The organism is Carboxylicivirga sp. (assembly GCF_982718395.1).
Map to the genome: position 1 here is coordinate 1 of NZ_CEXQWX010000054.1, position 14,238 is coordinate 14,238.

Consider the following 14,238-nt stretch of genomic DNA (forward strand, 5'->3'; position numbering starts at 1 on the left):
TAGGTTTATCACTTGCGGCATACCTCTACATCAATCTCAGAAACAACAAAAGCAATAAAAACAGGTTAAAATCCTCCTTCTCTATTAAAAATGATGCAAGGCGTATTTCTGATAATCTTCAACAACTTGTCAATCTTATTCCTTACGCTGCATGTATATCAGATGAAAAATTAAAAGTAATTTATTCTAATACTGCCTATAAAACCTTAGTTAAATCACTTAACACTAATAGATTCAGCAAATGGGATAAACAGCTTGGTATTAACTTTAAAAAGCATGATTTAACTGATTCCCATAGGCTAAACATTTTAAACGACGTAGGCCGGAAACTAAAACTGACCATAAAACCAATTGAATTAGAAGATATTAGTCTTCAAGTCTATTCTATAATTATTGAAGATATTACTGATTTAAATACGCAACCTGAGCTTTTTAAAAATATTAAGACCTATTTGAGGAATACAGTCGCAAATGCTTCTTTCCCTGTTATGCTTGTTGATAAAAACTACAAAGTTTTTGAGCATAATCGTTTATGCCACGAATTACTGAAAACCAAAAGAAGCAAGCTCAATAACCGTTTGTTCTTCAACCTATTCACTGAAACTGAGCAAGATCAATTAAAGAGGATGTTTGATAATACCAACAATAATAATCAGTCAAACACTTTTCATATTAAAGGCGATAAGAATAGCTTAATACCCATCGACTTAAATCTCATTCCAATAAATATCTCAGGTTCGCCATCGACTATTTGTTTGCTCAAAGATATCTCTGAACGGCAACATATGGAGCAAGAAATGATAAAGGCAAAACAACGAGCCGAAGAATCTGATCGCTTAAAATCATCATTCTTGGCCAACATGTCTCATGAAGTAAGAACTCCTCTTAACAGCATTATGGGTTTTACTGAGTTGATGAGTGATGAACAACTAAGTCATAAGGAGCGAAAAGAATTCCATAATATAGTTAGAAATAGCTCAAACGAGCTGTTAAATTTATTGAATGATATTATGGAGTTCTCAAAGATAGAGTCTGGTTTAGTTAAATTAAAGATTGGAGAGGTATCGCCACATGAGGTAATTCAGGAGATGAGCGAATTTATTCAGCCTTTGGTTCACAAAAACCCAAATCTTGAATTTTGCTTAAAGGAGCCTATCGGGCTGCAACAACCATCTATACTAAAAACAGACAAAGATCGTGTTAAGCAGGTTCTAAGGCACCTGTTGGATAATGCCGTTAAATTTACCTACGATGGCACCATCACACTTTCGTACCAATATCGCCCTGATCATTCCATTGAATTTATTGTATCAGATACCGGAATTGGCATCCCTCAAAAGAAAATCCCCAATATCTTTCACAAATTCAGGCAGGCAAATGATGAAAACTCAAGGGATTTTGGAGGTGCCGGACTTGGACTTAGCATCTGTAAACATCTGGCAAATGTTCTGGGAGGTTTCTTATGGGTTTCATCGATAGAGAATCATGGTTCTGACTTTCATTTTGTACTTCCCTCTGATTTCCCTGAAAATCAAAACTACCAAAATAAATACTCGATTGTTTATTTCTCAAGTGAGGTTAAACCTGCACCAGTAGCAATTACCGATACCAAAACTCTATCAATATATTCTTATACTGCATTACTTAATATTCCATTGGCACATAATATCGCTGCCATAATTCTAGATGCCGCACTAACCAATGAGGAACTTACAATGCTTCAGGCAATACCACAAGTACAATCAAGCACAATCATTTTATATAATGATGAACAGTCAAAGGTCATTTACAGTCCAATTGCTAAAAACAATAACCTGATATTAAAAAACCAACAGGAACTCAATCAATATTTATCCAATTATATACAGACTAAACTACAATTTTAAGTTACCTTCTTTCCAACTCAAACTCTATTGCTATATGATACTCGCCTGCGACAGGCTGACGATGCTTTGTAGCAGCTATAAACTGCCAGCTTTGTGGCATTGTTTTGGCAACTTTAACAACTGCATTATCTATAACAGGGTGTAATTTTTGCGCAAGATAAAAGCCAATGATCTGGCCTTTGGCATTAATTTTTAAAGCTAAAACGACCTTACCTTCAACATCTTCATTAATGGCCTTTTCAGGATACCCAAGATTATTGACCAAATATAAATAAGGAATTAACGGACTACCTTTAAAAAGACAAGGCGACATTATTTTTAAATCATGCCTGTCATATCCACTAATCACTATAAGTTCGTCACGGTCAAAATCATACTCTGAATCTAAAATGCTATTTAAATTATAAAAGCGCCATTTACCCACCCGAGTATTATCACGATAATATCCTTTTTCTATCACTTTGCCCTTATAGTATTTTGTGCTCAAACCCTGCCTTAGAGAAGTATCTTGCACACTAACCCAGCAAACTTCTTTATACAAACCATTCTCCTTCGTAACAAGTTTCTTTTCCTGGCCACGAATCATTGATATAAATATCATCTGTAACGATACGACCAATACCAACCTGTTTATCCTGTTATAATGCATACGATGTAACCTAAGCATAGTGGAATATACAACTATTTTAAATAAGACCATGCTTTTCTATTGGATTAACATTAATGATTCAGTGGTATGATGATTCTAATTCTTGGAGTGAATTATAGCTCTATATCAAAACAGATGCGATTATAAATTAGATGTACCATATATACGTATCATTTTTTCATTAAGTTCGTAAAGAAACTAAAACAGTTTATGACAAAGACAATTCTTACTGTTATTACATTTGCAATTGCGGGTTTAATAATTGGTTACCTTTTGTTCGGTAAAATTGCGGATACCTATATAAGTTTATCAACTCTTCTTAAACCAGCTGGCAATGAAATTATAGCCTTAGGTCAAAAAATTGCTGGTGTTACAAAAATCAAAAGCAATATTGCTATCTGCGGAGGTGTTGGTGCTATAATCGGTATTGCGATAAGAATTATAAAAAAATAGAAGTATAAATTCGTTTTTTGTATAATTATACAAAATTAATGCATTATATTCGTCTAGGCTTTTGACTGGGATTTCCTTCTGGCAAGGACATTTCCATCACAGCAGCCCGTGGGTCGATTTCGGCCAAAAGCCTGCTTTATACTTTTCTTTCCTTTTAGATATCTAATTACCAATCTTATACTAAAGAATCCTATTAATTGTCAGAATCTAATTGATTATACTACTATATTTATCAATTTTTGATAATTTTACGCCTCCATTAAAAAGTTCACAAAGTGACAAAAACAGATAGTCAATTCGATCACGTCATAAATATTTGCAAAGACATCTTTGAAAAAAAGATGAAAGATTACGGAACAGCGTGGCGCATCCTGCGCCCTTCAAGCATGACCGATCAAATTTTTATCAAAGCACAGCGCATCAGAAGTATTGAGGTTAAGGGTACATCCAAGGTTGAAGAAGGTATCCGCGATGAGTTTATTGGCATTGTCAACTACTGTGCCATGGCTCTCGTACAACTATCTCTTCAACCAGCTGACCAACCGGAGATGGATCATGAAGAGGCTTTGAAAATGTACTTGGAGAATATATATGCCTCTAAGGCGTTAATGGAGAATAAAAACCATGATTATGATGAGGCATGGCGGAAAATGCGTGTCAGCTCTTTCACTGACTTGATTCTGATGAAACTTCACCGTACTAAACAGATTGAAGACAACGAAGGTCAAACCCTTATTTCAGAAGGTATTGATGCTAATTATATGGACATGATTAATTATGCCATATTTGCTTTGATCAAACTTGAATTTCCCGAAAACGAAACTGTTTAAATAATAATTAACGATGTTGAAACTGCTAAGTCGCATTTTAACTGGCGCTATTTTTATATTCTCCGGGTTTGTAAAAGCCGTTGATCCTAAAGGCGGAGCAATCAAAATCAGTGAATATCTGGAAGTAATAGGAATTCATAATTCTGATAGCATTGGCTTAATTCTTGCTATCGCACTTTCTACGGTTGAGTTCATTCTTGGTTTTCACCTTGTTTTGGGTCTAAAAATAAAACAAGTAGCACTGCCTACTTTGCTCTTTATGGGAGCATTCACCATTATTACATTATTCATAGCACTTTTCGAACCGGTTTCCGACTGTGGCTGTTTCGGCGATGCAATCAAACTTAGCAACTGGGAGACTTTTATTAAGAATATTATTATTCTGCCATTTAGCTTGGTTGTGTATAATAAACGTAAAGAGTTTGATGCAAAACTAAGCCCTGTTCGGCAACACCTGATAACGCTTTTAGGGTTCTCATTTGCTATTGGTTTATCTGTATATTGCATCAAATATTTACCGGTCATTGATTTTCGTCCTTATAAAGTTGGCAGTAATATACCTGAAAACATGGCAATTCCTGAAGGAGCTGACGAAGGGGAATATGAAACCAGTTTTATCCTGGAAAAAGATGGCGTTAAGAAAGAATTCGGAGTAGATAATTATCCGTACGAGGATAGTACATGGGTATTTGTTGATAGCAAGACAAAAGTTATCAGAGAAGGCTATCAACCGCCTATTGCCGCCTTAAGTTTTACTTCGACAGATGATGAAGATATTACCAATCGGATTATCAATAGCGAAAAGCCTGTTTTTTTGATGGTTGCCCCAAAATTAAATAAGGCCTCAACCGAAAACATTAAGGCCTTTATTGACATCAAAAATATGGCCTACAAAAATGATTTAGACTTTTATGTTGCAACGGCCTCCTTAAGTGAAGATTGTAATGCGTTCGACAAGAAACATGCGGCTAACTTCGAATATGCTCTGTGTGACGAGACAACATTAAAAACGATTATCAGGGGGAACCCTGGATTAGTAATCATCCAAGCAGGAACAATAATTGCAAAATACAATCATTCTCAATTACCATCGGCTAATGAGCTTAAGAATCCACTTTCACATTCGATTCAAGCTTTAAGTCATACCAATGAAAGAACATGGCTATGGTTATGCTTTACAGCAATGATGGGAATGCTTGTTATAATATACAAATTCAAATAAACTTAAATTTTTATCAATGAGACAAAACATTGTTGCAGGGAACTGGAAAATGAACAACACGCTTGAAGAAGGTGTTGCATTAGCCAAAGAGGTGAACGAGATTTTGACAGCCAACAAGCCAAATTGCAAAGTTGTACTTGGAACTCCATTTATTCATTTGACAGAAGTTGCAAAATCTGTGGATAGCGCACTTGTTGGTGTTGCAGCTCAAAACTGTGCTGACAAAGTAAGCGGAGCCTATACAGGTGAGACTTCAGCATCTATGGTAAAATCTACAGGAGCACAATATGTAATTCTTGGCCACTCAGAGAGACGTGCTTACTATGGTGAAACAAACGCCATCTTAAAAGAAAAAACAGATCTTGCTCTGGCGAATGACTTAACACCTATTTTTTGTATTGGTGAAGTTCTTGAAGAGCGCGAAGCAGGTAAGCATTTTGATGTTGTAAAAGAACAAATCGAAGAAGCTTTGTTCCACCTATCAGCTGAAGATTTTGCTAAAGTTGTTTTGGCTTATGAACCAGTTTGGGCAATTGGAACAGGTAAAACTGCATCTCCAGAGCAAGCACAAGAAATTCACGCTTTTATCCGTCAGACTTTGGCCAACAAATATGGTACTGAAGTAGCTGACGAAACCAGCATTTTATATGGAGGTAGCTGTAAGCCTTCAAACGCTAAAGAATTATTCGCAAATCCTGATGTGGATGGTGGATTAATTGGCGGTGCTTCACTAAAAGCAGAAGATTTTCACGGCATTATTGCTGCCTTTTAATTAAGAGTCAAGTAACTCAAAATAGTTTTTCAGAAGAAAGGACCGTCCATGACGGTCTTTTTTTATATTACAATGTGCTTAGATTAATGATAAATAAGCAAATAATACCAACAGTTCATTTCGTTTTATTACGTTTGTTATCATTAAACCTTTACACAAACATTATCAATGAATTCCAACAACTCACGCCTGTATGTGGTAGACACCTTAAGAGGCTTTGCTATCGTAGCCATAATGCTGCTTCATAACCTTGAACATTTCGATGTTTACTTCCTCCCTCCTAATTTACCCGATTGGATGGTCAAACTGGACAAACATCTTTGGGACAGCCTGTTCTTTCTTTTTGCCAGCAAGTCCTATTCAATATTTGCTTTGTTATTTGGATTGACATTTTTTATTCAATCCAAAAATCAAGAGCGAAAAGGAAAAGATTTCAGAGGACGCTTTGCCTGGAGGTTAATCCTATTATTTGGTTTTGGATTGTTCAACTCCTTCTTCTTTCAAGGAGACATCTTAACCATATATGCGGTCATCGGTTTTCTTCTAATTCCAGTAGCCAGGTTAAGTAACCGATGGCTTGTCAGTATTGCTTTGGTTATTCTTTTACAGCCGCTCGAATGGAGCGGCCTGATAAAAGCCATCCAAAATCCATCAATGGAGTTATCCAACCCGTTATCATGGACATATTTTGGCAAAATGCAGGAGTATATAACGCATTCTTCAATTATTAACACATGGATTGGTAATATCACAAATGGTAAAAAAGCTGTTCTATTATGGAACTGGGAAAATGGTCGATTCTTTATTATTTACGCCATGTTTCTGCTTGGACTTGTTGCCGGTCGAAAAGAATTATTTGTTACTTCTGAATCATCCAATCGATTTTGGACCAGAGTCTTGATTATAGCAGCTTGTTCTGCTATCATCTTATACCCAATTAAAATCACACTCCCTGGTTGGATTGAAAGTGCAGCCATTAAGCGATCTGTCACAACCATCTTTAATCCATGGCCTGATATTGCTTTGATGTTAGTGTGGGTATCAGGAATCGTTTTACTTTTTCAAAAGCAGGCGTTTAAAAAATTCTTTACTCTATTTGTCCCGTTGGGTAAAATGAGTTTGAGCAACTATGTTATGCAATCGATTTTAGGCTCAACTATTTATTATGGATATGGATTAGCAATGTATAAATACGCTGGATCAACTTATAGTTTAGCAATAGGCTTGTTGCTTACATTAATTACGGGATTATTTTGCCATTGGTGGGCTAAGAGGTATAAACACGGCCCGCTTGAAGGTATCTGGCATAAATTAACATGGCTTAATCTTCCTTCACGTTCGCCTCAACGGACTAGAAGCGTGGCTTAATTCCCAATAGCTTGATGAATCCAGAGCTTGCTTGTTCTTGGGTTTTTATTAAAATTTAAAGGGGCCTCGGGCCCCTTTTGATTTAAAATATAAAATACGTAATCTAAGTTAATAAGTACTTCTAATACACCAAACTAATATATATCAATAATGCTCCTATCAATGAGATTGCAAGAGCCAAGCTCAATTCTATAGCCAGGTGTTTTACCATTTGATTGTCCTTCTTGCTGTTCATATAATTCTTGCTTTATTCAGTTTCAAGCAAGAAACATACCAAAGTTCGAACCATACTAATTTACTCCTTTACTTCCTCATCATCTCCCCGCGCTTCCTCAATTAAAGAATGTGTATCCCAAGCGCAATCCATTTCCTGATAAGGATGCTTTTGCTGCATCAATAGTATGTTTTCCAAATGCTCTGAAAAGCGTCTTGTTTCCATTAAAAAATGAGGGTCATCCTTGGAGTACCGCTGTTGAAGATTTTTCATAAAACGTTTATCCAAATGCTTAAAAGTAAGTGCAGAGCGGTAACTTTGATGACGACTAAAACCTAATGATGTTAAAGCATCAGTTCCCAACTGAATGGCAGAGTCAAAAATGGCTTGTCGGTGTCCTTCTACACCAAGGTTTTGTAAAGCCAGTTCATGAGCCACATCAACTGCTCTTACTATTAGTTTAAGATTCGGAAAGTGCTTTCTTGCCAGTTCTACTAACTTATCAATTTGATGCCGTTCGCTCATGGTCACAACCAAAGCTTTTGCATTAGCAGCTCCGGCTGCTTCCAACATATCTTTGCGTGTAATATCACCAAAATACACTTTATACCCGAACTTCTTAAGGTATTGAACATTATGCGGATTGTTATCAATAATGGTTAATTTAACACCATTAGCATTCAGAAATCGTCCCAACACCTGACCGAAGCGACCAAATCCTGCTATTATTACTGGTCGCCCATTACTTTCTACTTCATCTGCCTCCCGTGATGTACTTTTTATGAGACGAGGCTGAATAAAGTGTTCATTAACAATAAAAAGAACAGGCGTGATCAGCATTGATAACGCTACAACAATTAAAAGAATACCTGCTGTAATGTCATCATAAATAGCATTCTGAGATGCAAAGGATATTAAGACAAACCCAAACTCCCCGGCTTGTGCCAAACTAAAAGTAAAAAGCATATTATGTGCCAGTTCAAGCTTGAATATCTTTCCAAGTAAAAACAGAACAATAAGCTTTACCCCTACAACTAAAGTAAGAATCAGCAGTATTGACTGCCAATGTTCAATTAGCAGATCAAAATTTATGCTCGCTCCAACTGAGATAAAGAAAACACCCAACAGCAGCCCCTTAAAGGGTTCGAGATTATCCTCCAGTTCATACCGGTACTCACTGTTGGCTAAAACAACTCCTGCCAAAAATGTACCCAGAGCCGGCGACAAACCAACTACATCCATAAAAGCCGCAATTCCTATAACCAAAAGCAATGCTGTTGCTGTGAACAATTCCCGTAAACCGGTTTCTGCAATGAGTTTGAAGACATAATGTGCAAGGTACCGTCCTCCAATGATAATAATAGCAACGGCTCCTATAATAATGATTAACTGCTGCCAGCCACTTCCGGGCTGTTCCGGTGCTTCAGCAATAACACCTGATTCCGTCACAACCTGATTGGCTAACAAGGCCAAAATAGCAAATATGGGTACTACAGAAATATCCTGCATTAACAAAACCGAGAAGCTATGCCGCCCCCCACGCGTTTGTAACATGCCTTTTTCAGTTAATGTTTGCAGCACTATTGCAGTCGACGACAATGCCAAAATTAACCCGGTAGTTATTGACTGTGCCGCATTCAACCAGAAAAATGATGCTATAAAAGCAAAAATTAGTGCCGTAATGCCAATTTGCATACCACCCAAACCAAATATCAGTCGCTTCATCCGCCATAGCATTCCTGGGTGTAATTCTAAACCAACTATGAACAGCATTATGACAACTCCAAATTCAGCTATATGCATCACGTCCTCACCTTCGCTACCGACTAAGCCTAAAACAAAGGGACCGATTACAATCCCGGCTATCAGGTAGCCCAAAACAGAACCTAATCCGATCTTCTTGGCTACCGGTACCGAAATAACAGCTGCCAGAAGGTATATCATTATTTGAAAAAATATATCATCGAGATGCATTGAATCTTTTTTACAGTTTTAGTTATTAATCCGTTTAATAATCTTGTTTAAATAATCATTTGATTTCAACTCATTAAGATCAAACACATCATCTCTAAGATTTTTAACCATATTCACATAAGCCTGAATCTCCTCTGCCACACTGCTTTCGTTAAGTAAATGAACACCATGGATTACATAAGGTGATAGATACTGCATTTTACACAAGTTAGCTGATTGGTTGTAAGGTAGTAAAAATTGTCCCACTGTGTACCGATTCATTCCATCAGGTTGATATGTTGCTTCCCTGCCACCTGTTGTAATGCAATTCATTGCCCACTTCCCTTTTAATGCATTTCCCTCTCTTCCATAGGCAAATCCGTGTTCCAGCACCAGGTCAAACCACTCTTTTAATATTGCAGGAGCACTATACCAATATAAAGGATGATGCCAGATAATAATATCATGTTTCAACAATAATCCTTGCTCGTATTTTACATTGATAAAGAAATCCGGATAATTCTCATACAAATTGTTAATTGTCACATGATCCATATCTGATACGGCATTGATCAATTGCTTATTCACCCGCGATTTATTCTCAATCGGATGCGCATATATTATTAAAACCTTCTTCATTTCTTAAAATTGAACCATAAAAATACACAAAAGCCCTTTTTAACAAAAAGGGCTCTTTATAATTATATGAAGATTTGCTTATCCTATCCACTCGCCCTTTAGGGCCTTCTCAAGCCTCTTACTTACAACCTTCCAATTAACGATATTCCAAAAAGCATTAATATAATCTCCCCGTTTGTTTTGATAATTGAGATAATACGCATGCTCCCAAACATCAATAGTCAATAACGGAATTCCCTTTTGCTCAACAACATCCATTAAAGGATTATCCTGATTTGGAGTTGAAACAACTTTTAATTTTTTATCTGCATCCAGAATAAGCCAGGCCCATCCACTTCCAAATTGTGTTTTAGCAGCTTTAAAGAAATCCTCTTTAAATGCATCGAAAGATTTAAAATTCTTGATCAGATGGCTTAACAACTTAGCTGATGGTTCGCCACCTTCAGGACTTAAACTCTCCCAAAAAAGCATATGATTGTAATATCCTCCGCCATTATTTCTAACAGCTGTACCATGCTTCGAAACTTCAGAGAATATAGCAGGCATTGATGTTGTTTCAAGCGAAGTCCCTTCAATAGCGTTGGTAAACTTCTTAAAATATCCACGGTGATGCTTATCGTAATGCAATTCCATCGTGGTTGCATCAATATGAGGCTCTAAAGCGTCGTAATTATATGGCAAGGCCGGAAAAAAATGTCCTGTAATTGGTGAAGTTTTAAGTGCCTTATTTTCTTTATCACTATTGGTTTCGGTTTTAGCTGTCCCTGTGCAAGCTGCAGCAGCTCCAACTCCAATTAAATTAATAAATTGTCTTCTCTTCATAGTTATAAGAATGCTTTAAGTTGTTAACAAGTACAAGGTGTGTTTGTTCAGCTGCATCCATCGTAATAAATAACAACAGGTTACTCTCATCGAACAGTCTGTATCTTTCGTCAAAATACTAATGTAATTAACCCAAAATTTACTTTCTTTAAAGTTAATAACCTAAATGCTGTATGAATCGCTTTTTTACCATCACTTTATTAGCTCTGTTATTTTGCAATGCTTATTCACAAAAAAAATACGAGCAACGAGCAGGCAAGTTTTACAAATATCACAATTACGAAAAAGCCCGTAAAGATTATATTCGTGTTTGGCGCAAAGACAAAGACAATATTGATTTATTAAAGAAAATTATTGATTGTTACCTTAGTGACAATACCTTGCGAGAAGAAGCTTTACCCTATATCGATCGCCTTATTCAATTAAAACCAAACAATTACGAGGCAAAACTTAATAAAGCAATTGCGTTATTTCATGCACATAAGTTTGACGATGCCAGTCAGATTCTAACCAATGTGGAACCTCATCTTTCCAACAACACAGAGCTATTCAGTAAATTATCAACGCTAAAGCAAAATATAGTTAATGCACAAAACCTGATGGGTAAACCTGTTGATGTTTCGTTTATTAACCTTGGAAAAACGATTAACACACCGAGAAATGAGGTTAGTCCTTTTATAACTTCGAATGAGCACACTCTTTTTTATGCATCGGATAAACGTTATAATAGTTATGCCGGAATCTATTACTATAATATTTGTGTGGCTGAAAAAGCGAGGCTTGATTTCACGAAAGGCAAAACCATTGGTTCTCAGATTAATTCAATTTATGATGAAATGGTTGCAGGCATATCACCTGACGGTGCGCAGTTATTTGCATTCCACAATCGTGATGGAGATGAAACCATGGGTTTTTCTTCTTATGAAGGAAGATATCGATTTGAACCACTAATGGATTTTGGACCACCTTTGGATGCAAGAGGTGCTGAATATGGTGTATGGATGACCGAAGGAAAAGATACCGTTTTATTTGCATCTGAAAATGAGATTGGTAATACAGACATATACTATGCAATAAAACTACCAACTGGTTATTGGGGTGAAGCCCGCTTACTTCCCGGCCAGATAAACTCTTCCAAATACAACGAAAATTTTCCTGTATTATCTGCTAATGGTAATCGTATCTTTTTTTCGTCTGATAATGAACAATCAATGGGTGGATACGATTTGTTTTATGCCGATTGGAACCCGACAAAGCAAGAATGGGGCAAACCAATCAACATGGGTTATCCGATAAATGACACCTACAATAATTACAATATTTCATGGGTTGAAGACAATCGCTTTGCTTATGTTTCTGCAATTCGTCCCGAAGGTATTGGTAAATACGATATTTATAAAATGGTTTTTAAAGGAACCGATCCCTATAATGCTGTTATTAAATATGAAATTCGATTAAGAAAGAACAGGAAGATTCAAATTCCTGATTTTCAACCTCAGGTAAGTGTTACTGATACGCTAAATAATCTAATAGGAACCTACAAGGTTAGCAAAGATTCAGCCGATTTTATAGTGGCATTAACTGCCGGAACTTATCAAATTCATATTGAACACGATGACATAGAGCCATTAATGGATGAAATCATTATTCCGGACAACAGATACGAATCTATTGCAGATAGAATTCGCCTTGTTGTTGTTCCAAAACTAGAAGAAAACTCATCTAAATAAACCAAAGGATAAAACTTAAACAGTTTCTAAGGATTAGTCCTCGTTTTCGCTATTTTTGCCGATCATTGATTATTAAAATTACACTAGAATATGAAGCTTCATCTTAAAAATCCAATTGTATTTTTTGATCTTGAAACGACAGGTATAAATATTGCAAAAGACCGCATTGTTGAAATAGCTATTTTAAAAGTAAATGTTGATGGCTCAGAAGAATCCCTTTGCTATAAAGTCAATCCGGAAATGCCAATTCCCAAAGTAACTTCTGAAATTCACGGGATTTATGATGAAGATGTAAAAGATGCACCAACATTTAAAGAACTTGGAAAATCACTGGCCAAGATTATGGAAGGATGTGATATTGCAGGTTTTAACTCCAACAAATTTGATGTGCCATTGCTGGCTGAAGAATTTATCCGTGCGGAAATTGATTTCGATATGAAAAAACGCAAGTTTGTTGATGTGCAAACCATCTTCCATAAAATGGAGAAGCGCACCTTAGGAGCAGCTTATAAATTCTACTGCGATAAAGATTTAAACAACGCGCACTCAGCTGAGGCAGATACTAAAGCAACCTACGAAGTATTAAAAGCCCAGTTGGATCGTTATGAAGAATTGGAGAACAACATTGAATTTTTGAATGACTTCTCTTCGTTTAATCGTAATGCAGACTTTATTGGCCGCATCATTTTTAACGACAAGGGAGTTGAAGTATTTAATTTTGGTAAATACAAAGGTAAAAGTGTTGAGGAGGTTCTTAGTAAAGATCCTTCATACTATGGTTGGATGATGAATGGTGATTTTCCGTTGTTTACCAAGAAGGTTCTGACTAATATCAAACTGCGTAACTTCAATAAATAATCAGTCATGAAGATTTTATGCGTTGGTCGTAACTACGTAAAGCATATTGAGGAGCTTAATAATCAAATGCCAAGCGAACCGGTAATATTTGCTAAACCTGATTCGGCCTTATTGCTTAAAAACAAGCCATTCTTTATACCTGATTTCGCAGAAGATTTTCATCATGAGGTGGAATTAGTGATTCGAATTAACCGTATTGGTAAAAACATTGCTCCCCAATTTGCACACCGTTATTACGATGAAATAGCCTTGGGAGTGGATTTTACAGCGCGTGATCTGCAATCGGAACTAAAAAGCAAAGGATTACCATGGGAAAAAGCCAAAGCTTTTGATGGTTCAGCTGTTTTGTCAAAGTTTATCGACAAAAACAAGTTTGGAGATATTCAAAATATTAATTTCCATATGGAAAAAAACGGCGAAACGGTACAGATTGGAAATACCAGTCATATGATCTTTCCGATTGACCGGATCATTTCTCACGTATCCCAGTATTTTACTTTAAAAATTGGTGATCTCATATACACTGGTACTCCGGCAGGTGTAGGTCCTGTATCCATTAACGATCGATTAAAAGGTTATATTGAAGATAAATTACTATTTGACTTTTTAGTGAAGTAGGTTGATTGTAAATATCTAGTACGCAGTGCTTGGTGCACAGTGCATATATTATTATAAAACAAATGAGGCTGTTTCGTGTAAGAAACAGCCTTGTTTGTTTTAATCGTTATATGTCGTGTAGATTAGATAACCTTCAAAAGCCCTAGCTGGCGCGAATTTGCAATTCGTGCCTTGTTCTCAAATTACGTCATGGTTTAGCACAGATTACAAATCTGCTCTGGCCA

The 14,238-nt window shown here is 36.4% G+C and carries 13 protein-coding genes; 9 read left to right on the plus strand and 4 right to left on the minus strand.

Features of this window, described 5'->3' with window-relative positions; all coding sequences use genetic code 11:
- On the plus strand, positions 1-1,886 hold a 1,886-nt coding region (locus AC4MRQ_RS11745), incomplete at its 5' end, for a sensor histidine kinase (protein WP_491197865.1).
- Position 1,887: 1 nt separating this feature from the next.
- On the opposite strand, the gene AC4MRQ_RS11750 is transcribed toward AC4MRQ_RS11745, so the two are convergent.
- A complete protein-coding gene (locus tag AC4MRQ_RS11750; protein ID WP_491197866.1) occupies positions 1,888-2,553 on the minus strand; it encodes a TonB family protein in 666 nt (221 codons plus the stop codon).
- 192 nt (positions 2,554-2,745) lie between these two features.
- Here AC4MRQ_RS11750 and AC4MRQ_RS11755 point away from each other — a divergent pair, with 192 nt between their 5' ends.
- The 5 genes from AC4MRQ_RS11755 (at position 2,746) to AC4MRQ_RS11775 (ending at position 7,180) form a co-directional block, all read left to right on the plus strand.
- Positions 2,746-2,988, plus strand: a complete 243-nt coding sequence (locus tag AC4MRQ_RS11755; RefSeq protein ID WP_491197867.1) for a hypothetical protein — start codon at positions 2,746-2,748, stop codon at positions 2,986-2,988.
- Between the two features lie 275 nt (positions 2,989-3,263).
- Positions 3,264-3,818 (plus strand): DUF1599 domain-containing protein, encoded by a 555-nt coding sequence (locus AC4MRQ_RS11760; RefSeq protein WP_491197868.1) that lies wholly within the window; start codon positions 3,264-3,266, stop codon positions 3,816-3,818.
- 13 nt (positions 3,819-3,831) lie between these two features.
- Positions 3,832-5,040 carry a BT_3928 family protein gene (locus tag AC4MRQ_RS11765; protein WP_491197869.1) on the plus strand — a complete coding sequence of 403 codons (1,209 nt, stop codon included), beginning with the start codon at positions 3,832-3,834 and terminating at the stop codon, positions 5,038-5,040.
- Positions 5,041-5,056: 16 nt separating this feature from the next.
- Complete coding sequence (tpiA, locus tag AC4MRQ_RS11770; protein WP_491197870.1) at positions 5,057-5,812, plus strand: triose-phosphate isomerase; 756 nt, start codon at positions 5,057-5,059, stop codon at positions 5,810-5,812.
- Between the two features lie 168 nt (positions 5,813-5,980).
- A complete protein-coding gene (locus AC4MRQ_RS11775) occupies positions 5,981-7,180 on the plus strand; it encodes a DUF418 domain-containing protein (protein ID WP_491197871.1) in 1,200 nt (399 codons plus the stop codon).
- 295 nt (positions 7,181-7,475) lie between these two features.
- On the opposite strand, the gene AC4MRQ_RS11780 is transcribed toward AC4MRQ_RS11775, so the two are convergent.
- The 3 genes from AC4MRQ_RS11780 to AC4MRQ_RS11790 all read right to left on the minus strand — a co-directional run bounded on the left by AC4MRQ_RS11780 (position 7,476) and on the right by AC4MRQ_RS11790 (position 10,808).
- Positions 7,476-9,338: a monovalent cation:proton antiporter-2 (CPA2) family protein gene (locus tag AC4MRQ_RS11780; RefSeq protein ID WP_491197872.1), complete on the minus strand. Its 1,863-nt coding sequence runs from the start codon at positions 9,336-9,338 to the stop codon at positions 7,476-7,478.
- 48 nt (positions 9,339-9,386) lie between these two features.
- Positions 9,387-9,986, minus strand: coding sequence for an NAD(P)H-dependent oxidoreductase (locus AC4MRQ_RS11785; RefSeq protein ID WP_491197873.1), 600 nt, complete (start codon positions 9,984-9,986; stop codon positions 9,387-9,389).
- Positions 9,987-10,064: 78 nt separating this feature from the next.
- Positions 10,065-10,808 (minus strand): superoxide dismutase, encoded by a 744-nt coding sequence (locus tag AC4MRQ_RS11790; RefSeq protein ID WP_491197874.1) that lies wholly within the window; start codon positions 10,806-10,808, stop codon positions 10,065-10,067.
- A 173-nt stretch (positions 10,809-10,981) separates the two neighbouring features.
- Here AC4MRQ_RS11790 and AC4MRQ_RS11795 point away from each other — a divergent pair, with 173 nt between their 5' ends.
- The 3 genes from AC4MRQ_RS11795 (at position 10,982) to AC4MRQ_RS11805 (ending at position 14,014) form a co-directional block, all read left to right on the plus strand.
- The gene (locus tag AC4MRQ_RS11795) at positions 10,982-12,538 is read left to right on the plus strand and encodes a tetratricopeptide repeat protein (RefSeq protein ID WP_491197875.1); all 1,557 of its coding nucleotides are present in this window, start codon (positions 10,982-10,984) and stop codon (positions 12,536-12,538) included.
- 90 nt (positions 12,539-12,628) lie between these two features.
- Entirely contained in the window at positions 12,629-13,396 is a 768-nt protein-coding gene (locus tag AC4MRQ_RS11800; RefSeq protein WP_491197876.1) for an exonuclease domain-containing protein, read from the plus strand.
- 6 nt (positions 13,397-13,402) lie between these two features.
- Positions 13,403-14,014: a fumarylacetoacetate hydrolase family protein gene (locus tag AC4MRQ_RS11805; RefSeq protein WP_491197877.1), complete on the plus strand. Its 612-nt coding sequence runs from the start codon at positions 13,403-13,405 to the stop codon at positions 14,012-14,014.
- Positions 14,015-14,238 lie beyond the last annotated feature (224 nt).

What these genes read in the sequence shown, in the direction of transcription:
- AC4MRQ_RS11750 (WP_491197866.1), bottom strand. Translation starts at nt 2,553, where the DNA reads ATGCTTAGGTTACATCGTATGCATTATAACAGGATAAACAGGTTGGTA.
- AC4MRQ_RS11755 (WP_491197867.1), top strand. Translation starts at nt 2,746, where the DNA reads ATGACAAAGACAATTCTTACTGTTATTACATTTGCAATTGCGGGTTTA.
- AC4MRQ_RS11765 (WP_491197869.1), top strand. Translation starts at nt 3,832, where the DNA reads ATGTTGAAACTGCTAAGTCGCATTTTAACTGGCGCTATTTTTATATTC.
- tpiA (WP_491197870.1), top strand. Translation starts at nt 5,057, where the DNA reads ATGAGACAAAACATTGTTGCAGGGAACTGGAAAATGAACAACACGCTT.
- AC4MRQ_RS11775 (WP_491197871.1), top strand. Translation starts at nt 5,981, where the DNA reads ATGAATTCCAACAACTCACGCCTGTATGTGGTAGACACCTTAAGAGGC.
- AC4MRQ_RS11780 (WP_491197872.1), bottom strand. Translation starts at nt 9,338, where the DNA reads ATGATATACCTTCTGGCAGCTGTTATTTCGGTACCGGTAGCCAAGAAG.
- AC4MRQ_RS11785 (WP_491197873.1), bottom strand. Translation starts at nt 9,986, where the DNA reads ATGAAGAAGGTTTTAATAATATATGCGCATCCGATTGAGAATAAATCG.
- AC4MRQ_RS11790 (WP_491197874.1), bottom strand. Translation starts at nt 10,808, where the DNA reads ATGAAGAGAAGACAATTTATTAATTTAATTGGAGTTGGAGCTGCTGCA.
- AC4MRQ_RS11795 (WP_491197875.1), top strand. Translation starts at nt 10,982, where the DNA reads ATGAATCGCTTTTTTACCATCACTTTATTAGCTCTGTTATTTTGCAAT.
- AC4MRQ_RS11800 (WP_491197876.1), top strand. Translation starts at nt 12,629, where the DNA reads ATGAAGCTTCATCTTAAAAATCCAATTGTATTTTTTGATCTTGAAACG.
- AC4MRQ_RS11805 (WP_491197877.1), top strand. Translation starts at nt 13,403, where the DNA reads ATGAAGATTTTATGCGTTGGTCGTAACTACGTAAAGCATATTGAGGAG.